This window comes from Pseudoalteromonas sp. Xi13 (assembly GCF_003952205.1).
Classification (GTDB): Bacteria; Pseudomonadota; Gammaproteobacteria; order Enterobacterales; family Alteromonadaceae; genus Pseudoalteromonas; species Pseudoalteromonas atlantica.
The window spans coordinates 37,501-58,551 of record NZ_CP034439.1 but is presented as its reverse complement, the minus strand read 5'-3'; the positions used below and the strand labels follow the sequence as shown (position 1 = coordinate 58,551).

At 41.2% G+C, this 21,051-nt stretch carries 19 protein-coding genes and 2 rRNA genes (1 of these 21 only partly in view); 8 read left to right on the top strand and 13 right to left on the bottom strand.

The genetic code is table 11. The annotated features are described in order from the left end of the window. The first annotated feature begins 30 nt into the window (after positions 1-30). Together EJ103_RS00290 and EJ103_RS00285 are read left to right on the top strand one after the other, a co-directional pair. Positions 31-2,751: an ATP-binding protein gene (locus EJ103_RS00290; protein WP_126005411.1), complete on the top strand. Its 2,721-nt coding sequence runs from the start codon at positions 31-33 to the stop codon at positions 2,749-2,751. 86 nt (positions 2,752-2,837) lie between these two features. After that, positions 2,838-3,977, top strand: a complete 1,140-nt coding sequence (locus tag EJ103_RS00285; RefSeq protein WP_126005409.1) for a GNAT family N-acetyltransferase — start codon at positions 2,838-2,840, stop codon at positions 3,975-3,977. On the opposite strand, the gene EJ103_RS00280 is transcribed toward EJ103_RS00285, so the two are convergent. Next, positions 3,954-4,544 carry a DUF938 domain-containing protein gene (locus tag EJ103_RS00280; RefSeq protein ID WP_126005407.1) on the bottom strand — a complete coding sequence of 197 codons (591 nt, stop codon included), beginning with the start codon at positions 4,542-4,544 and terminating at the stop codon, positions 3,954-3,956. The genes EJ103_RS00285 and EJ103_RS00280 overlap by 24 nt on opposite strands. 200 nt (positions 4,545-4,744) lie before the next feature. Here EJ103_RS00280 and EJ103_RS00275 point away from each other — a divergent pair, with 200 nt between their 5' ends. From EJ103_RS00275 to EJ103_RS00255, 5 genes are all read left to right on the top strand, one after another. Continuing rightward, entirely contained in the window at positions 4,745-4,930 is a 186-nt protein-coding gene (locus tag EJ103_RS00275) for a hypothetical protein (protein ID WP_004589148.1), read from the top strand. 101 nt (positions 4,931-5,031) lie between these two features. Continuing rightward, complete coding sequence (locus EJ103_RS00270; protein WP_004589147.1) at positions 5,032-5,397, top strand: hypothetical protein; 366 nt, start codon at positions 5,032-5,034, stop codon at positions 5,395-5,397. Between the two features lie 10 nt (positions 5,398-5,407). Then, on the top strand, positions 5,408-6,784 hold the full coding sequence (locus EJ103_RS00265) for a class II fumarate hydratase (protein ID WP_126005405.1): 1,377 nt from the start codon (positions 5,408-5,410) through the stop codon (positions 6,782-6,784). Between the two features lie 107 nt (positions 6,785-6,891). Next, complete coding sequence (locus EJ103_RS00260) at positions 6,892-7,416, top strand: hypothetical protein (protein WP_206435487.1); 525 nt, start codon at positions 6,892-6,894, stop codon at positions 7,414-7,416. Positions 7,417-7,426: 10 nt separating this feature from the next. Beyond that, a complete protein-coding gene (locus EJ103_RS00255) occupies positions 7,427-7,831 on the top strand; it encodes a hypothetical protein (RefSeq protein ID WP_024032116.1) in 405 nt (134 codons plus the stop codon). A gap of 20 nt (positions 7,832-7,851) precedes the next feature. Here the strand turns inward: EJ103_RS00255 and EJ103_RS00250 are convergent, their stop codons facing one another. The 8 genes from EJ103_RS00250 to EJ103_RS00215 all read right to left on the bottom strand — a co-directional run bounded on the left by EJ103_RS00250 (position 7,852) and on the right by EJ103_RS00215 (position 13,872). Then, entirely contained in the window at positions 7,852-8,037 is a 186-nt protein-coding gene (locus EJ103_RS00250; protein ID WP_024032117.1) for a hypothetical protein, read from the bottom strand. A gap of 15 nt (positions 8,038-8,052) precedes the next feature. Further along, entirely contained in the window at positions 8,053-8,373 is a 321-nt protein-coding gene (locus EJ103_RS00245; protein ID WP_004589142.1) for a hypothetical protein, read from the bottom strand. Further along, the gene (locus tag EJ103_RS00240) at positions 8,370-9,008 is read right to left on the bottom strand and encodes a DUF4178 domain-containing protein (RefSeq protein WP_126005401.1); all 639 of its coding nucleotides are present in this window, start codon (positions 9,006-9,008) and stop codon (positions 8,370-8,372) included. The genes EJ103_RS00245 and EJ103_RS00240 overlap by 4 nt, the downstream gene beginning before the upstream one ends. 73 nt (positions 9,009-9,081) lie before the next feature. Further along, a complete protein-coding gene (locus tag EJ103_RS00235; protein ID WP_126005399.1) occupies positions 9,082-9,774 on the bottom strand; it encodes a PspA/IM30 family protein in 693 nt (230 codons plus the stop codon). Positions 9,775-9,798: 24 nt separating this feature from the next. Next, the gene (locus EJ103_RS00230; RefSeq protein WP_004589139.1) at positions 9,799-10,212 is read right to left on the bottom strand and encodes a DUF2170 family protein; all 414 of its coding nucleotides are present in this window, start codon (positions 10,210-10,212) and stop codon (positions 9,799-9,801) included. A gap of 80 nt (positions 10,213-10,292) precedes the next feature. Further along, the gene (locus EJ103_RS00225; RefSeq protein WP_126005397.1) at positions 10,293-12,014 is read right to left on the bottom strand and encodes a polyamine aminopropyltransferase; all 1,722 of its coding nucleotides are present in this window, start codon (positions 12,012-12,014) and stop codon (positions 10,293-10,295) included. A 3-nt stretch (positions 12,015-12,017) separates the two neighbouring features. Next, a complete protein-coding gene (locus EJ103_RS00220; RefSeq protein ID WP_126005395.1) occupies positions 12,018-12,917 on the bottom strand; it encodes a DUF350 domain-containing protein in 900 nt (299 codons plus the stop codon). A gap of 22 nt (positions 12,918-12,939) precedes the next feature. Next, a complete protein-coding gene (locus tag EJ103_RS00215; RefSeq protein ID WP_126005393.1) occupies positions 12,940-13,872 on the bottom strand; it encodes a CHAD domain-containing protein in 933 nt (310 codons plus the stop codon). Between the two features lie 260 nt (positions 13,873-14,132). Here EJ103_RS00215 and EJ103_RS00210 point away from each other — a divergent pair, with 260 nt between their 5' ends. Further along, on the top strand, positions 14,133-16,220 hold the full coding sequence (locus EJ103_RS00210; RefSeq protein WP_126005391.1) for an EAL domain-containing protein: 2,088 nt from the start codon (positions 14,133-14,135) through the stop codon (positions 16,218-16,220). Positions 16,221-16,245: 25 nt separating this feature from the next. On the opposite strand, the gene EJ103_RS00205 is transcribed toward EJ103_RS00210, so the two are convergent. The 4 genes from EJ103_RS00205 to EJ103_RS00190 all read right to left on the bottom strand — a co-directional run. Continuing rightward, positions 16,246-16,686, bottom strand: coding sequence for a hypothetical protein (locus tag EJ103_RS00205; protein WP_338128464.1), 441 nt, complete (start codon positions 16,684-16,686; stop codon positions 16,246-16,248). 23 nt (positions 16,687-16,709) lie between these two features. Continuing rightward, positions 16,710-17,903, bottom strand: a complete 1,194-nt coding sequence (locus EJ103_RS00200) for a hypothetical protein (RefSeq protein WP_126005387.1) — start codon at positions 17,901-17,903, stop codon at positions 16,710-16,712. A gap of 515 nt (positions 17,904-18,418) precedes the next feature. After that, a 5S ribosomal RNA gene (gene rrf / locus EJ103_RS00195) occupies positions 18,419-18,533 on the bottom strand. 203 nt (positions 18,534-18,736) lie between these two features. Next, a 23S ribosomal RNA gene (locus EJ103_RS00190) occupies positions 18,737-21,051 on the bottom strand (it continues 572 nt past the right edge of the window).

Here is a 21,051-nt window from a genome sequence, read left to right as displayed (position 1 = left end):
TTAAGTACTTTTAAAAAGTCAGGGAGCTATGTGAAAAATTTTAACTCAAAATATCATTCAGTTATCTTTTACATAATTTTTTCATTAGCGTACTTTTTAATTGGTATTTCACTCACTAAACTCGCCTTTAATACTCAAATTATCCCGGTATGGTTGCCTGCAGGCATTGCCTTAGTTGGATGCTATATGTGGTGGTGGCGCTTCATTCCAGCGCTTTTTATAGCAGCCTTTGCTTTTAACTTTAATATTTTTGACAGCACAGCTCACGATATGGTGTTAGTTGGCAATACCTTCAGCCAAGCCATGTATATTGCTATTGGCATTGTATTGCAGGCAATGGTGGGGGCTGGTTTACTTAAATATTGGCTTGGACACCCGCTGTATTTTAAAAAACGCGCAAGTATCATTTATTTTATTTTTGTTGTGGGCATTGCGGTTAGTTTAATTTCAGCAAATTTTGGGGTATTTGCGCTAAGCCAATTTAACTCTGCGTACGATATTAAAGATCATTGGCAAAATGTGTTATTTTGGTGGCTAGGAGACTCATTAGGCGTAATTATTGCCACTCCTCTGCTGTTGGTGCTTACTCAGTTTAAGGGGCAAAATAGGCCTATATCGCCGCTGCCTACGTTAGCGGTATGTAGTATTTTATTTGTATCTGTTGCAGTAACTACTCAGCTTTATAACCAAGAAAACAGACAAAATACCGTTAAAGTCGCCGAGCGAGAAGCTCACATTATTGAAAATAGCTTATATCGCTACATCAACCAAAGTTTAATAGCGGTGCAAAGCTTAGCCAGCCAAGTACAATCTAACCCAGATTTAAACCAACAAGACTTTTACACCTACGCCAGCGAGTTACTGACGCAGCATTCGTTTATTAAAGCGCTTTCGTGGAATCAAAAAATAGCGCAAAGTGAGCGAGCTTCGTTTACCCAAGAAGTTGCCGATATATACCACCTAGACTTTGAAATTGTCGGGGAGCCCCTTGAGCCAGACGATCCTATGGTCATCGTTAAATACATTGCCCCTTTTAATGGCAACCAAAAAGCGGTTGGTTTTAATGTGTACTCAAACCCAGACAGAAAAGCATCGCTAGTAGACCCTGCAATTAGTTATCAGCCTGTCAGCACTAAAATTATTCAGTTAGTGCAAACAGCTGAGCCTGAGCCTGCCTATCTGCTATTTGCCCCCGTGTACGAACAGCAAGAGCAAAAAGCTATTATAAAGGGGTACGCAACAGGTGTGTTTTTAGTGCGTAATATTATTGAGCAAGCGATTAACGAGCAACAATCAGAGATGTTTTCTATTGCGTTTTATGAAGATGTAAATAAGCCCGCTTTTTATAGTAACTACGGCAAAAGTTTAAATATCGCTCAGGGCAGCCGTGTTATGAAACTAAAGCTCAGCTTTGGTGGGCAAACATGGAATGCACATTTAGCCTTAAAAGAGAAATACCTTGCCCCCCATAATAACCAATTAACACTGTTTTTAATGGCCTTACAATTGGTGGTATGTGCCTTAATTTTAATTGTTTTACTGCTTTTTAATCAGCAACAAATTGCCCTTACCCGAAAAGTCGCAGAGCGCACCCACTCGCTTGCGCAAGCTAAAAAGCAATCTGACTTAGCTAATCAGGCTAAAAGCCGATTTTTAGCCAATATGAGCCATGAAATACGCACACCATTAAATGCAGTTATTGGCTTTTCATCATTAGCGCGCAAAGAAGACAACGCACACACTCTTATTGGTTACTTAGACAAAATAAACTCTTCATCTAAAAGCTTACTAAACCTGATTAACGACATACTTGATATTTCAAAAATTGAATCACATAAGCTTAAGCTAGAAAGCACAGCATTTGACCTACATGCAATTATAAAGCGTATTAACACAATGTTTGAGGCCAGTGCAGCCAATAAAGGCATTGGCTGGCAGGTTAGCAGTCATCTTCCGGTAGATACTTGGTATGTAGGCGACCCTTTACGCTTTGAGCAAGTAGTGCTAAACCTTTGCAGCAACGCAATAAAATTTACAGAGCAAGGCAAAGTAAGTGTAGACTTTGGCGGAGAGTTTATCAGTACTGACAAAGTTAAAATTACCGTAACCGTTACAGATACGGGTATTGGCATAAAGCCTACCCAGCAGTCCAAGCTATTTAGTGCCTTTACCCAAGCCGACGACTCAACATCAAGGCGATACGGTGGCACAGGCCTGGGCTTAACTGTCGTAAAAGAGCTCAGTAAATTAATGGGCGGTAACGTCACATTACAGAGCGAACCAAACGTTGGCTCTACGTTTAAATTTGACGTTGAGCTTCGCACCAGCCCAGTACAAGAGCAAGCCGAGCTTGTATACTCGGGTACTAAATTTGCGGCTTTAAAAGTGCTAGTAGCAGAAGATAACCCGGTAAACCAAATGGTAATTAAAGCCATGCTAGGCTCATTAGGTATTGTTGCCCATATTGTCGAAAATGGTGAAGCGGCAGTAGATATAGCAAAAGAGCAACACTTTGACTTAATTTTAATGGACTGCCAAATGCCAATAATGGATGGTTACAGAGCCACCGCTCTAATTAGGCAATTTAAAAGTGAGGTAGAGCTGCCCATTATTGCGCTGACCGCCGATGTTATGCCTGAGGATAAAGCCCATGCTCAAGCCGTTGGTTTTAATCAGCATCTTGCAAAACCGCTAGAACTGGTTAAGCTAACCGCGTGCTTAGCCCAATATGCCGAAATTGAAGAGCACTAATACAATGATGCGCTAAATAAATGCACTTGTGTTAACTTAGTTTAAAACACCACCACCCACTATAAAGCAGCCCAAGGTAAGCAGTAATGGCAACTTTTACCCACCAATGGTTTAGTGATATTAACCAGATAGACGTACACGAATGGACTCGCTTATTCGGTAATGAACCTTTTACCCGCCATGCATTTTTATATGCATTAGAGCAAAGCCACTGTGTAAACAAAGAGACAGGCTGGCAGCCTCAGCACTTAGCGGTTTATGAAGCTGATAAACTAGTCGCACTCGCTCCTGGGTATTTAAAAAGCCACTCTTACGGAGAGTATGTTTTTGATTGGGCATGGGCAGAAGCCTACGAGCAACACGGATTAGCCTATTACCCTAAATGGCTAAGCGGTGTACCTTTTAGCCCCATTGAAGGCCAGCGTATTGCCATTGCACATACGAATACACAAAGCGTATACGAGTACATAAAAAAGCAATTAAATTTAACGAGTGTGGAGCAAGGTTGGTCTGGCTGGCATGTTAACTTTTGCCCAAAGGTTCAAGCTCAAGCCCTGTGTACTGACGATATAATGCAGCGCGTAGGCGTGCAGTTTCAATGGTTTAATAAAGGCTTTAAAACCTTTGACGATTTTTTAAATACACTCACCGCACGCAAACGAAAAACGCTAAAAAAAGAGCGAGCTAAAATAGCACAGCAAAATATTTCCATTGAATGGCTGCAAGGCTCGCACCTAAGCCCTGAAACAATGCAGCTATTTTGTGAGTTTTATCAGCGTACTTATTTAAAACGTTCTGGGCATTTAGGGTATTTAAATGTTGAGTTTTTTACTTTATTACAGGCACTAATGGGCGATCAGTTAATTGTTATGCTTGCCAAAAAAGACAACAAAATAGTGGCAGCAACGCTAAGCTTACAAGGTGAAAACACCTTGTATGGCCGCTATTGGGGCGCCAGCGAAGAAATAGACTCCCTTCATTTTGAGCTGTGTTACTACCAAGGGATTGAGTTTGCGATTAAGCATAACTTACATTGCTTTCACTCAGGCGCACAAGGTGAGCATAAAATACCTCGTGGGTTTGAGCCTGTTTTTACCTACTCTAGCCACTATATTGTTGAACCCGACTTTAGAGCAGCAATAAACGACTACCTAAAGCGAGAACGCCAGCATATGACAATTTATAAAACGCAGTGCGCTGATTTACTGCCGTTTAAAAACCAATAACTGATTGTTCGCTGGCATAGCTGTATCACTTATGAGTGTAAGGCCAGCATGCCTTGCTAATTGCTCTATGGCCTCAAAATCACGAATACCGCTAAATGGGTCACGCTGTGTTAAAAAGCGATCGAACTCTTCATTACTTGCACTTGTAAACTGCCCTTGGTATTTGAAAGGGCCATAAATACACACTACACCTTGGCTTACTAAGTGTGTTGTAACCCCTTTAAAAAATTGCTCAACCAACTGCCAACTTACAATATGAAACGTATTTGCTGTGTAAATGGCATCTACGTTATTTACCGGCCATGCATAATTCAAATCAAGCTCAAGAGGGCCGTGTAAATTAGTTAAATTTGCCTCCTTATGCCATAAATTTATGCCCTCATGGTTTATACGGCGATCACTTGTATACCACTGTAAATGCGGTAATTGCTCAGCAAAAAACACACTATGCTGCCCCGTACCCGAGCCTACTTCGAGTACCGATTTTGTCTTATTAAAAGCCGTTTTAAGCACTTCTAAAATAGGACCCTTATTGTTTTCACACGCTTGTGAGAAAGGTTTGATCATGACCTGCACCAATATTGAAACTTATTGCACAACATTAACGCAAAAAAATGGCACTGAACAATTAAAGTTTTATAGATAATTTATAAAAGTGAGTTAATTCATGGCACTAAAATAAAAATAAGGCGATGGTATGTATTATGCTTTAATTAAATCAACCCTAAGTAGGGTGTATTACCAATATTAAATACGAGGATAAAATTATGCATACTCCCCCTTACACCGCTGTAGACGCTGTGGTCTCAGTGACAGAAAAAAGCACCGAAAAACCAAGTAGCACCTGTGATAGTAGAGCCACTGTAATCGACTTACTTTCTCACTGTAACCAAAATCAACAGGCGCTAAAAAAACATGAAACAGACCAAATATTCATTCTTGGCTATAATTGATACTCAATTAAACGCTGCAAATAATTTTTATAATAACTGTTTACACTGAAACCGATTAAATGTAATGATAACTATTATCGTTAACTTAGGTCGGTTTTTTTATGTCTCCCTTTCAGGCATTACAGCCTTATCATCATGAACTTGCTTGTAACTGCTTACGCCCGGGCTTACATGCGCCTATGGTGGTAGCTCACTACATAGAAACCGCTTTAAACGTTGCTAAAAGCTTTGAAAAACAGCGTAACCCCTTACTACAAGAGTTATATTTATTACGCACTCACCATGAAATTATCAATAAAATGTGCGACCCTCTAATACACAATGCCATTCGTAAGCAGTGCCTTGAGCAATTATATAAACCCTTATTGGCATTAAAACGCTTTTACTATGCACATAACGATACTGAAAAATTTTTAAAACTTGAGCGCGAAGCTCGCGTACTCAGTCACGAATTTAACCCTTTTTAAGGAGCGACTTATGAGCAATTTTAGAACCGAATCCGACAGCATGGGTGAATTACAGGTCCCTAGTGATGCGCTATACCAAGCGCAAACCCAGCGTGCAGTTAACAACTTTGCTATTAGCGGCTTAACTATGCCAAAACAGTTTGTAACAGCGCTTGCATACATTAAGCAAGCTGCAGCACAAAGTAACTTTGAGCTAAATCACTTAAGTAAAAGTAAAGCCAACGCTATTGAGCAAGCATGCCAACAAATTATTGATGGCGAGCATTACGAGCACTTCCCGGTTGATATTTTCCAAACTGGCTCAGGCACCAGCTCGAACATGAACGCGAATGAAGTTATCGCAACGCTTGCAACCCGCATTGGTAATGAGCCAATTCACCCCAACGATGATGTAAATATGGGGCAAAGCTCTAACGATGTAGTGCCTACAGCCATTGCACTAAGTAGTGCTATTAACGTGGTTTATGAATTACTGCCATCTCTTGAAAAACTATCGCAGAGTTTAGAGCAAAAAAAAGCAGACGTTGGCAAAATAGTTAAAACTGGCCGTACGCATTTAATGGATGCCATGCCCGTTACGTTTGAGCAAACGCTAAGCGCGTGGCAATCACAAGTAAATAATGCAGCCTCAGGCATTCGCCATAGCTTAGAGCGAGTATGTGAGCTTGCCCAAGGCGGGACTGCTGTTGGCACGGGTATTAATGCTGATGGCGAATTTGCCTCAAAGTTTGCTAAAAACTTAAGCGCAAATGTGGGTATAAGTTTTAAGCCAAGCAGTAACTTTTTTTACAATATTGGCTCGCAAGATGCCATTGTAGCGCTCTCAGGTCAGTTAAAAGTACTCGCTGTAGCACAAATGAAAATAGCCAATGACTTACGCTGGATGAACTCAGGCCCACTTGCCGGGCTTGGCGAAATAGAGCTTGAAGCACTGCAACCTGGCTCGTCGATTATGCCGGGTAAAGTAAACCCGGTGATCCCAGAAGCGGCAGCCATGGTAAGCGCTCAAGTTATAGGTAACGATGCAACCATCACCGTGGCAGGCCAAGCCGGTAATTTTGAGCTAAACGTAATGCTACCTGTTATTGCGCACAATATTTTACAAAGCATTGAGTTACTTGCTAATAGCGCCCAAGCATTGGCAGATAAAGCCATTGCGAGTTTTAAAGTAAACCAGCTCAATATTGATAAAGCACTGGCCAAAAATCCAATTTTAGTGACAGCGCTTAATCCGGTGATCGGTTACGAAAAAGCAGCCAAAATAGCTAAGCAAGCGTATAAAGAAGCCCGCCCAATAATTGATGTCGCAGAGCAAGAAACCGACCTTCCACGCAGTGAATTAGAAACACTGCTTAACCCCACTAAACTTACCCAAGGCGGTTTATAAAGGTAAATCTAAAACGGCTTTAATTACTTGATAATATAGTTTTTATTGCCGTTAAAAATGCACCGTGTATGATAGTGATGAATAATTCATCACTATCAAGGTTTGTTATGCGTACTCCACTGTTAGCCCTACTTTTACCACTTTGTTTAACTGCATGCCTCGAAACAACATCGCAAGATGCACCAACTAACTCGGCGAACGAGCTTAAAGAAGTACCGCATAAAGAAGTACCTCAACAAACCAGCAGTGAAAACAAGCACAAAACCCCTACTGATGCATCACAACCCATAAAAACCGCTTTAAAAGCAGTATCACTTAACGACATTAAAACCGCAAAAAGCAAGCTTAATACGTTAATTGCCAATACACAGTGCGATACCTCTGCACAATGTAAGGTTATGCCTGTAGGAAGCAAAGCTTGCGGCGGACCAAGTGATTATGTTGTTTACTCAACAAAATCAGCTAAAGAGGGGCAAGTCAGTTCGCTTGCAAAGCAAATAACAACGCTTGAAAAAGCCTACAACACACAAAATGAAATGATGAGCACGTGCCAGCATTTAACTTCTCCAAGCACGCAGTGTGTTGAAAATAAATGTGTTAAACTTGAAGGTTCAGCGGTAAGTGTATTTTAAGGACAAGGTTATGAGTTGTTTACCATCAGCAATTAAATTATCAATTGTGAGTGTTGCCACCAGCGCTATGCTATTACTTAGCGGCTGTGCAAACACATCATCAAGTACTGAGCAAAATCAGAATTTGTCTGACTTGAACTACGATCTTAATAACATTGTTAGTGATAATAGTTGCACCGCAAGCTTTCAATGTAAGGTACTCGAAGTAGGAGCACGAGCATGTGGTGGGCCAAGTAAGTATGTTGTGTATTCAACGCTTAATACCTCTCAAGAGCACGCCGAAGAAGTTGCCCAAAAAATTACACAACAACAAAAAGCGCAAAACAAAGCGCAAGGTTTAACCGATTGCTCACCGGTACTTGAGGTACAAACCCTGTGTATTAATCAGCAATGCCAGGCATTTGATATAAAATAGCGCAAACGCCAATTTCAGCGTTAACCTATAAAAGGTATTAACGCTGAAATAACCACCACTAGCACCACACTAATTCCTGCTTTAACAATGTATTTCATCGGCATTTCTTTTTTTACCCAGTACGCATAAATAAATCGCACAAAGTAACTTGCAGCTGTGCCAAATAAAGCAAAAATAATTAAGTAAGCAATTAAAATAATATTCATATAAATCTAAATTAACTACTTAGTGTTTTTAGTATGAGCAATTAATAACTCTGCGACTTGTTGCTTTACGGCTCGCTTATCATCACTTTGGACATTAAACCGCGTTGCTAGTTGGGCTATTTCATCATCGTTTAAATTAAACGATAGGCGCTGACGTGTTTTTTTAGATTTCACATCTAAGCCTAAAATTTTACGGATCATATCTGAGGGCGTAAGCTCTTGGTCAATGGCCTGCTTTTTTATCGACTTTTGTACTTCGCTGCTTAAATCAAATGCCATTTGTGTGGCACGCACGGCTTGCTCTTGACGTAACCACTTGTCTTTAGCATCACTCACTTCGCATCTCCTGGAAACAAGTCGACTATATCGGTAATTGGGCGTGTTAGCGTTAGTGACACTTCGGTCTCACCGCCATCCCATATTTCAATATTTAAGCCATGCCCTTCGTCAGGCGATGCTAAGCAAATCATTTCACAAGGTTCGCCACCTTCTTGCTCATAGCGCGGTAGTGACTGGCCACGAAAATCTTTGTTATGGAAATAGCACACATAAGGCGATTCACTTTGCTGATAGCTTTTAGCTAAAAACTGCATAAACTGCTCTGGCGTATTTTGCACCTGTATATGGGTTAACGACTCTTCATCAAAAATACGTGCAAACTCGTCTAGCCCAAATATTTGCTCTACGTCGTCACGCTGAATTTTGATTGAAAAATTAGCCCACTGCTCGCCATCATCTTGCTCAATTTGTAAAAATACCACCTGTCCGCTGTTCGTCTCTAGCACAAACTCAGTATCACTATTGTGTTGATATTGATAGGTTTGAATATCAATAACACGCAGCGTTTGCCCTTTTAACCACGACGGATATGCAAATGAATCGATAACGCTAAACATGTCACCTTTTTTAAGCTCACTTGCATGGTTAAGCTGACGTTCTGGCTCTTTTTTAGATTTGAAAAAATTAAACATAATGAGGCATCCCTTAAGCAAAAAAGGTAACTAAGCTAAGCTTAATTACCTTTTATAAATAATGTACTAACTATTAGCCGTTTTGCTTGGCTTTAATGCGCGCTAAAATATCAGCACTTTTTGGGCTTGTATCGCCAATACCGGCTTCAGCCATTTTTGCTTTTAAATCGTCGCCATTTACGTCCGACTCAAGTTGCTTTGCAGCACCAAGCTGGTCGCTACGATCCTGTTGGCGTTGCTTAATACGCTCAAGCGACTGGCGAGCCGATGTCATAGACGAGCTATTGGTATTAAGCGTGCTGTTAACAGCCATAGTAGCTTGCTGAACGCTTTCTGTGGTTTTAACCATAGTAAGCTGACGTTGGTTTTCTTTAATCGACTTCTCAGCGTCTTTAACTTGTTGTTTAAGCGCTACAATATGATTGCTAAAACCTGCTAATACTTGCTCGTTTTCCGCTTTTTCAGCTTCAAAGTCACCAATTTTTTCGGCAATTTCTAATGCTAAGGCTTCGTTACCTTTTTCAAGTGCTTGGCCTGCATATGCTTCGTGCTCAGCAATTGATGCATCAACTGCGCTAATTTTACGCTTAGTTTGCATTTCTTTAGCCATTACTTCTGTAAGGCTCTTTTTAGCACGATTAAGTGCATTTTGCGCATCTGCTATTTCTTGTTCAAAAATACGAATGCCGTTTGCATCTACAATTGCTTCGCCCGCTTCACGCGCGCCGCCACGTACTGCTGTAAATAATTTTTTTAATATACTCATAATCTTAACTCCACTAACTAGTTACTAATCGTTTAAATACAAGGTCACGGCTTCTAGTGCGTCAATAGCGTTGTCAGCTAGTGTCACTAGTTCGTGGGTAATATCATCTAATGATGAATTTACCGACAGTGCACCAAAAATCGCGTATTTGTTATCGATTTTAGCAAATGCACTCAGTGGAATTGGCACGTTTAAACGTAGTAGTGTTTCGTTTAACTCGTTGCGTAATTCACTTTTTACTTCATCTTCGCCAAACAAGTAGCTAATACATAACAACTGCTCTTGTGTTTGCGTAACAAAAATTGGAAGCTCATCGTTTCCATCAACTATGACTTGTAAAACATCTTGCTCACCAGGGTTGGCAATCAAGAAAGACTCAAAGTTAGCGCCTTCTGTTTCAAAAGAAGCTAATTTTATTGAAAGTTCATTTAATTCCATGTCTCTGCCTTTTTGCTGTTTGACATATTATGTCTGAGTTAAGATTCGCATGGCCGACATATTATGTCAACCATGTTTTATTAATTTTTATACAATTCGCTTTCTATCTGCCACGCATTACGGTAGTAATCATATAGCTGACCAGAACCTAACCTATTGACCTCAATACTTTTAACTTGTTCAAAATACTGGTTAGGAAATACAAAGCTGGCTAATAAATATTCTTTACTTACCCACCTTGATGGCACCGGCATAGCGCTTATATTTTTAATTCGCCCACTGGCTGGTTGACCCATTTTAGTGGCTATTGTCCACCCCCATTGCCCAAACGAAGGAATATTTTGCTGGTACTGCTCAACATAATCAAAACCCGCCGCTTTTACCGTTTTAGCAATACTTAAAAATGCTTTTTTTGCATGATAAGGCGAGGTAGACTGCACAGCCATTGCGCCATCGGGAGCTAACAATTGACGTACATGGTTATAAAAATAGTCGCTGTACATTTTGTTTAAATCGGGGTGATTAGGGTCCGGCAAGTCAATTAAAATAGTGTCAAATTGCTTACCTTGATCAAGGAGCCTTTCAACCTCTAAAAACGCATCTCCCACAATAATATTGGCGCGTGGGTCTAACATCGATTGTTTATTTAGCGCTAATAACCGCTTACTTATAGACTCAGGCGCTGTAAAATCACCGTCTTTATGGCCAAATAAATTAAGCAGCTGTGCATCTAAATCAATTAACGTTACGTCGTGCACTGGCCACTTTAAAACATCTCTAAGGGCAAGCCCGTCGCCACCACCAATAATTAATACGCTATCGTGCCGGTTTGATGCGAGCATTGCCGGATACACCAGCATTGAATGATATATTTGCTCATCAATACTCGAGAACTGTAAACGCCCATTTAAATACAAGTCGGTAATAGGCGCTGGCTGGTTTTTACTTAAGCGCTCGGTTAATACTACATGCTGGTATTTAGTTGCTTGTGAGTAAATAACTTTATCTTTATAAAGTACATTACTTAAGCTGTTCATCCAGCTACTTCCCATTACTAAAATAAACCCAAACAGTGCCAGTAATACTATATGGCAGATCAGAAGTGCCTTAGCAAAGCGCACATGAGCATGGTAGCGCCATAAAAAGGCGAGCCCTGCCAATATATTAAAAAGAGCTGTCCACGCTGCAGCTTGCATTATAGGCATCGCCAGCATAATGCTTACCCAAATAGCCGCACCAATACCCGCGCCAATATAATCGGCACCATAAATAGTGCCTGCATTGTTTTCTAAAAAACGCCCGTACACATGTTGGCGAATACGTGCAATAAGCGGTATTTCCATACCAATAAATAAACCCAGTACTAAACCAAACACATAAGGTAAAAAGCGTGACCACTCTTGCAGCTTTTGAAATACATAGCCATTGAGCACAACATCTGGCGGTAAATTAAAAATACTAGAAAACAAATGAGGAAGTGAATAACTTACAGCAATTACACCGGCTATTGCCAAAATACAGCCCATGCCAACCAGGGCAATAATACTTTCAAGCCAAGCAAAGGCGGTAAAGGCATCTTTAAACCAACGGGCTAAAAATGCGCCTAAGCCCATGGCAACTATCATTGTGCCAATCATGGCATAGATAGCACTCTCTACAGAGCCCAGTACCCGCCCTGCGTAATGCGACAGTAAGTATTCATAAATAAGGCCGCACCCAGCGAGTACGGCCATAACAGTTATTAGTAAAATATCGTGCCCAAGTAAACGTGATTTACTTGGGCTAGCTGTAGTTGATGACACTGATTATGCGCCTAGTAAGGTTGCCATAGTAATACCCACAGCAAACGACACTGCAGCAGAAATAGCACCTACACCTACATTTTTCTGACGGTTAACTTCATCTGAAATATCACAACCTGATAAAATTATTTTGATGGTGATTAAATGCAAAATGATGAATGCCACTAAACTTACAATCGCGCTAATAGCCCAATAAAGCAGGCTAGCATTAATGTTATCGGCCGCATACGGTGCAATACCTGATGCCGCAGTAATAGCTAAGGCACTTCCTACTAAAAAACCTGCGTAGCGTATACCTACAGCTAAATTGCCATCAATAATGGCTTGTTGTAAACAATCACCGCTTTTATTGGTACGCTTAAATAATTGTACGCGGTATTGGCTTACAAGCAGTAGTGCAACACTGCCAATAATAAAGGCAGCAATAACGATAGGCAGCCCGTGCCAACCCTCTGTTGCTACCCATAAAAGTGCAGAGCGAATCACAATCGCCACACTCACTACATGACCAAAATCGATAATAGAAGCCGTTACATTACCTTTTACAATTTCCTCGTGCAGGCTGACTTTGCGAAGCGCGACCTTATCTTGAAAAAAGTGGCCCAATTTAATCAGTACAATGGCTAAAGCACCATAGCCTAGCATTTGCAGGGCTTCTTGTTGTAACGACGCAGCAAAGGCACCACTACTCACACCCGTTAATACAATGGCAAGTGCAACTAAGCCTGCCGCAAAGCTAATACCAAAAGCAAAGTTATCGCGTTCTGTTATTTCGTCATTTGCATGAAGGTTTGAAACCCAGCCCTTAATGTATTTTAGGCTTACAAATAACAACACTATAATTGCAAAATCAATCGCCAAAGCTTGTAGCGACCACGTAGTTATTCCATTAAATTCGTACATATTTCTAACTCCAACTTATTCTTTACTTACCACGGCTCACGCCACGAGAGGTTCTGCTACCGCTATTGCGTACCGATCCAGAGCTATTGCTATAACTACTCGAACGCGAGTAACTACTGCGGCTTTTAGGCGGTGTATAACTACTGCGGCTTAAACCCGAGGCACCCGTTTTTTTGCTCGCATAAGGGCTAGTAAACTGTTTGCCTTGGCGTTGGTACGTTTGACGCGTACGCGTTTCTAAAGCACTTTGCGTTTTAATTTGTTTAGGGCTTGAGTAACGATAGCGGCCGTAATCGTTGTAATAGCTATATTTACGGCGGCTGCTCCAACGTCCGTATTCAACACGGTCAAATACATCGCCTAAAATACGGTACATGCCGTACCACTGCCAAAAGCTAATACCATTACTATTAGTTTGCCAGTTACCGTAATTAGGGTTGCCCACCAATTGATTACCTTCGCCTGCGCCCTCTGCCTCTTTACTAATAGCACCAACGCGCGCAAGGCTGCCCTTAGACATATCGGCTAGCATATTAATCGGGTCAGTTAACGCATCAGAAAACAGCGTAGGCTTAGCCGCCTCACGTAGTAAATCAATACTGTGTAGCGTATCTTCGTAAGGAGGGATTAAATAAGTGCCTTTAATATCTTTAAGTCGTTGTGTTAAACCACTGTAAAGGGCACCCTGCCTTGTAGCATCAAGGGTAATTACATCAACAACCTGACTAAGTTCTGGCTGTTGCTGTTTAAGGAGTTTGCCATATTCTTTAAGCAATACAGCATTACGTATAGTCCCATTATCAAGCGCGGTACCAAGCTGTGCAAGCTCAACATCTGCCTTTTTAATAGACTCTTGAATTGTTTGTTGTAGTTGCTCTTCTTTAGATTGACAACCCATAAGCACTGCAAACAAACAAAACAGGCTCATAAGTTTCCAAGCTTTTATATTCGACATTCATGTCACCTGATTTAATAAATAACCGCATTAGTCTTACACAGGTCACTTATTAAGCCAAGAATGAAATTGCAACAAAGTAAGTCTGCCTAAAATAAAATAACCAGCTATAGTTACTCTATGAATTTAAACACATTCTTTTACTTACGAATTTAGTAAGTAACATCAGCGCTACGCGTAAGCCTTCTATTAATAAATAACAACAATAAGTAATAACTCTTTTAGTGAAAGAGCATGACAGTAAGAAGGGATTTGGCTAAATGTTTCATAGTATTCGTAACAAATTTATTATTATTACGACTTGTTTAATTGTACTAAGCGCTAGTTTTGTTTTTTATTTAGCTATTAATGAGCACGAGGATTTATACCGCCAATCAGTTGAAGAAAACCTCGATGCTATGTCATCAAATATTTCAGATAATTTGTTACGTGTTATGTCGCAAGAGATAGATTTATTTTCTATCACTACTGAGCTTTTGGGGTTAGATAGGTACGAGCACATAAAGTTTGTAAATGTATTTGATAGTAATTGGCAGCTAATACAGTCCTACGTGCACCCTAATTACTTAAAGTACGAGGACTTTTCTCCGCAGTTACAGGGAGTCAAACCACAAAGTTTGCCCCGTACCGTCAGTGTTACTAATCAAGGCTTAGTTGCCTTAAAAACAATTGGTGAGGAGCAGTTCCCTATAGGCTACCTATTAATTGTTCAGGATTTTAATAAGCCCCTCAATGAAAGCAAAGCGAGCTTATTTAATAGTGCAGCCCCTATCGTTATTTTTAGTATCGTGATCACCATCATCATCTCTTTTTGGATATACCAACATTTATTAAGCCCGCTATTAAAACTTTCTAAATTCACACAAAAAGTAGAAAAAACAACTAACTATCAACTCCAATACCAGGGCTCAGGCAACGATGAAGTATCGCAACTTGGCAAAGATATTAATAACTTACTTAACACTATTAATTCCCAAGTGCTCACTAATCAAAAAAACACCGCACAACTATTAAAGCAAAAGCAATCAATGGAGCACTTAGCTAACTTCGATATATTAACTGGCTTACCTAATCGAATGTTTATTATGGGCTTACTAAAAGAAGAATTAACACGCTGTAAAAATAATCATCAAGATATAGCAATTATGTTTTTTGACGTAGATAGCTTTAAAGGTGTTAACGATACACTTGGCCATGAAACGGGCGACCTACTTTTAAAGGCGGTAGCCAGTAATATTAAAAAGCACTTACGCGAAAACGATGTTATTGCACGCTTAGGGGGTGATGAGTTTTTAATAATGCTGCGTAATATAAATAATTACACCGACGTTATTGATATCGCGGAGCAAATTATCAGCTCAATGCAAACGCCTTTTACTATTAACCAGTGGGATATACCTACTGGGGTAAGTATTGGTATTGCCCACGCTAAAGAGGCCGAGTTTGACATTAATACGTTAATTAGTAATGCAGACATCGCAATGTATGCCTCAAAAGAAAAAGGTAAAGGGTCGTACACTGTTTTCCATAGAAAAATGTTAGAAAACAGCAAGCGAATGGCTCAAGTGGCTAATTTAATTAGTCATGCAATTGCGCAAAATGAGTTTGAAGTTGTGTATCAGTTAAAAATAGCTGCCAATGGTGAGGCTAATGGCCTTGAAGCCCTTATTAGATGGCAAAGTGAAGAGCTTGGCTTTATTTCACCAAGTGAATTTATACCCATTGCAGAGCAAGCAGGTAAAATAAAAGCAATCACGCAGTGGGTTGTCTCCAGGGTATTTCAAGATTTACCCACACTAAAACAAACTATAGGTAACCATGTACTCGTTTCTTTAAACCTATCGAGCCATGATCTTAAAGATAATCACTTTATTGATGTTGTAAAAAATAAATTGATTAAATACAACGTCGACATTGCAAATGTCCAGTTTGAAATAACCGAATCAAGCTATCTCGATAATTTTGAAAACTCCAATGAATTCTTTAACCAAATAAAACAAATGGGCGGGTCTATAGCCCTTGATGATTTTGGAACGGGTTATTCATCGCTAAGCTACCTGACAAAAATAGATATCGATACCATCAAAATTGACCGTATGTTCGTTAATCAATTTGACAGCTCAGAAAAGGATGCGGCGGTATTAAAGGCCATACTCGATTTAAGTAAACGCCTAGGTTTAAAAGTATGTAGTGAGGGTATAGAAACAGCCTGCCAGGCTAACTACCTAATTAAAAATGGCAGTGATGAAATGCAAGGGTATTATTTTGCAAAGCCTGTAGCCATAGCACACATTCCAGCAGCTAAAGCCCAAGCAAAAGAAGCATTTAAAGCGCTAAATTTAAAATAAGTCAGCGCTACTAGTAAACCATAAATTAAGGCGTTAGCGTTACAACAGTTAGCTCGTCCGGGATTTTTGTATCAGCAGGTAAATAAGCAACTGCATTTTCTTCTTTCAATAAATACGCAATAATTTCTTTAGTCGAGCTAAATTCTACGGGTGGCTTGCTACGCCCTGTAAATCTCATCTGAGCCCAATAAGCCTGAATTCTCGATTCGGTTAAGCCAACCAATTTCGTATTAAAGTCGATTCGTAACGGGTTTCCGGCGGGTAAATTTACTGCTTTAAATTGACGACTCATCGCGCCGCCCATATAAATATGGCGAATTTGCTGCTTACTCAAAGCTAAGTTTTTATTGGCTGTATTAACAACAATGATCACTTTACTTGTGTGGCTATTATCCGCGTAGGCTTGTACGCTAATAAACAATAATGACCAAGTAAAAATACACAGCAGTATTATATGTCTAATCACGTAAGTTAACTTAGAGTACATCATCAAAATACCCAATCTAAGCCAATAAGGTAAAGATTCGTTTTTCTATTAAAGCTAACATCCTCAGGGATAACAAAAAAAGAATTACTAACCTCATCGCCCTCTAAAGCAGATACTTCCGCCTTTAATGCCAGATTAGGTAGCACATCCCATCGTATACCGAGTGTCCATGTTTTTAGTGAGTCGGGCGCCGACTCTGCAAACACGCTGTTATAAGCCTGTGCCAGCTGATCAAGCTCTACATTAGCACCAATAGGGATTTCATTCTGATTGGCATTAATTTCTACATCGCTGTCTGCAAAGGTTAAATGATAAGTAAAAGGTGCATCGTTATAGCCTACGGTTAAGTAATAGCTTTGTATAATCGGAATTATATCTAACTGTGTTTTAATCTTTACCCACTCACCTCTAAAAAAATAATCTAAATTATCATAAATAACACCAAACTGATCTGCATGTGCACTGCCCTGCGTTGTCAGCGATGCTGCACTTTGGCTAAAATTAAAATTCTCTAAAATATCTTGTAGTTGGTTAATCGATTTAAGATCTAACGCTATGTTACCGTTATACCTTGAAGCCCTAAATTCTATATTTTCAATATTCAACTTCCCTATCACACCCACTAAATTATCCACCTCAAAACCTGTTTTAAAAGGGCCTATGCCAATACTTCCCGACTCTTCGCCATAGTACCCTTCAATACTGATATCAAAGTCATCTGAGCCAAATTTGTAAATAGCATCAATACCATTAAATGTTTTAAATAAGTACGTGTCGTATACTTGTTGTGGCGGATTGATCCATGGGTATGCAAACCCTACATCAGAGAAGTCGCTCATTGTAAAAAATGGGGTTCGCAGCTTACCGATTTTTATCTGTAGGTTTGTTGTGGGCGTATAAGTTAAATACAGCCATTCAAGTCCACTCTCACCAGATACCGTTGTGCTATCAGATCTAAATAACCCTTGTGCTGTCACTGACCAGTTTGTATTAAACTGATACTCAGCTTGAAGACCTATTAAACTTGATGGTGAAAAGTTAAGACTGTCGTCGTAGCCTCTATATTCGACATCTTTTTCATCTAAATAACCACCAATAACACGTGCGTAGCCTGAAAAATCAAACTCACCTGATTTAGCCGGTAAATGGTGTAGGCTCACGATTAAAACGAATATCTGAAATATTTTATTTCGCATAGACACTCAGCAACCTATATAAAAAAGCGCTGAATATTAAAAAGTAACGACATTTTATAATTCTGCAGAATAATTATTATGAGGTATAACTATAGTCAAAGTTAAAGAGTGTGGATCAAAATAGTCTGAACTATAAGCTATTATTTTTATACACCTTAATAGATTAGTTAAGTTAAGGGACTTACTTGTACTGTAATACCAATTCACTTAATTAAGTGATCTATTTTGAGGGTGGAAAAACATGTCGGTATTACGTAAAGGCAGGTATTTTACTTTTCTGCAGACGTAAAAAAGCCCGGCTCTTTCGAGTCGGGCTTTCTTGTATTTGGAGCCTTGCGATGTAGTGGTGCCCACAGCGGTAGAGAGTCACATAGCAAATGCTACACTATCGTTGCCCCGGCTCGCCTTCGAGCTGTTTTACTTCTCTGATGAGTTAGCCATGGGTCTGGCTATTTATTAAATCCCAGACAGCAAAAAACCCGTTACATCGCTGTAACGGGTTTCTCTTATTTGAAGCCTGGCAATGTCCTACTTTCACATAGCAAATGCTACACTATCATCGGCGCTGTTTCGTTTCACTACTGAGTTCGGCATGGGGTCAGGTGGGTCCAAAACGCTATGGTTACCAAGCAAATTAGGTGCAAAGGATTAATGACAAGCACGTAGTGCTTCTTTTTCCTTTGCGCAAGGTGCCTCAATGTTAACGCTACGCGCTAAGAGTCACCTCATAAATTTGGAAAATATCTGATAATATTTTTTAAGTCTAAGTATCTATCTACTTTAGCTATTAACTTCTGTCGCTTGTTTCTGTCACAAAACGCGTTTGGCGTTGTATGGTTAAGCCTCACGGGTAATTAGTACAAGTTAGCTTAATGGCTCACACCACTTCCACATCTTGCCTATCAACGTTGTAGTCTTCAACGGCCCTTCAGAGACTTTAAAAGTCTAGTGAGAAATCATCTCGAGGCCTGCTTCGCGCTTAGATGCTTTCAGCGCTTATCAGTTCCGAACGTAGCTACCGGGCAATGCCATTGGCATGACAACCCGAACACCAGCGGTTCGTTCACTCCGGTCCTCTCGTACTAGGAGCAACCCCTCTCAATTCTCAAACGCCCACGGCAGATAGGGACCGAACTGTCTCACGACGTTCTAAACCCAGCTCGCGTACCACTTTAAATGGCGAACAGCCATACCCTTGGGACCGACTTCAGCCCCAGGATGTGATGAGCCGACATCGAGGTGCCAAACACCGCCGTCGATATGAACTCTTGGGCGGTATCAGCCTGTTATCCCCGGAGTACCTTTTATCCGTTGAGCGATGGCCCTTCCATTCAGAACCACCGGATCACTATGACCTACTTTCGTACCTGCTCGACGTGTCTGTCTCGCAGTTAAGCTGGCTTCTACCATTACACTAACCGTACGATGTCCGACCGTACTTAGCCAACCTTCGTGCTCCTCCGTTACTCTTTGGGAGGAGACCGCCCCAGTCAAACTACCCACCAGGCACTGTCCGTAACCCCGATTCAGGGGCCAACGTTAGAACATCAAAACTACAAGGGTGGTATTTCAAGGACGACTCCACAACAACTAGCGTCGCTGCTTCAAAGTCTCCCACCTATCCTACACATGTAGGTTCAATGTTCAGTGCCAAGCTGTAGTAAAGGTTCACGGGGTCTTTCCGTCTAGCCGCGGGTACACAGCATCTTCACTGCGATTTCAATTTCACTGAGTCTCGGGTGGAGACAGCGTGGCCATGGTTACACCATTCGTGCAGGTCGGAACTTACCCGACAAGGAATTTCGCTACCTTAGGACCGTTATAGTTACGGCCGCCGTTTACCGGGGCTTCGATCAAGAGCTTCGTCCGAAAACTAACCCCATCAATTAACCTTCCGGCACCGGGCAGGTGTCACACCGTATACGTCATCTTGCGATTTTGCACAGTGCTGTGTTTTTAATAAACAGTCCCAGCCACCTGGTCACTGCGGCTCCCGTCCGCTTAGAGAGCAAGTCTCATCACAGATAGGAGCGTACCTTCTCCCGAAGTTACGGTACGATTTTGCCTAGTTCCTTCACCCGAGTTCTCTCAAGCGCCTTAGTATTCTCTACCTGACCACCTGTGTCGGTTTGGGGTACGATTCGGTATAATCTGAAGCTTAGAGGCTTTTCCTGGAAGTATGGCATCAGCAACTTCACACCCTTGGGTGCTCGTCTCGTGTCTCAGCCTAACAGCAACCCGGATTTACCTAAGTCGCTAGCCTACTCACTTTCACATGGACAACCATCGCCATGCTTGCTTAGCCTTCTCCGTCCCCCCATCGCAATTATACCAAGTACGGAAATATTAATCCGTTTCCCATCGACTACGCCTTTCGGCCTCGCCTTAGGGGTCGACTTACCCTACCCTGATTAACATGGGATAGGAACCCTTGGTCTTCCGGCGTGCGGGTTTTTCACCCGCATTATCGTTACTCATGTCAGCATTCGCACTTCTGATACGTCCAGCATACCTCCCGGTACACCTTCAACCGCTTACAGAACGCTCCCCTACCACTCATCCTAAGATGAATCCGCAGCTTCGGTGCATAGTTTAGCCCCGTTACATCTTCCGCGCAGACCGACTCGACCAGTGAGCTATTACGCTTTCTTTAAAGGATGGCTGCTTCTAAGCCAACCTCCTGGCTGTCTGGGCCTTTCCACATCGTTTCCCACTTAACTATGACTTTGGGACCTTAGCTGGCGGTCTGGGTTGTTTCCCTCTTCACGACGGACGTTAGCACCCGCCGTGTGTCTCCCGGATATTACTTTACGGTATTCGGAGTTTGCAAAGGGTTGGTAAGTCGGGATGACCCCCTAGCCTTAACAGTGCTCTACCCCCGTAAGTATTCGTCCGAGGCTCTACCTAAATAGATTTCGGGGAGAACCAGCTATCTCCCGGTTTGATTAGCCTTTCACTCCTAGCCACAGGTCATCCCCTAACTTTTCAACGTTAGTGGGTTCGGTCCTCCAGTTGATGTTACTCAACCTTCAACCTGCCCATGGCTAGATCACCGGGTTTCGGGTCTATACCTTGCAACTATTCGCCCAGTTAAGACTCGGTTTCCCTACGGCTACCCTAATCGGTTAACCTCGCTACAAAATATAAG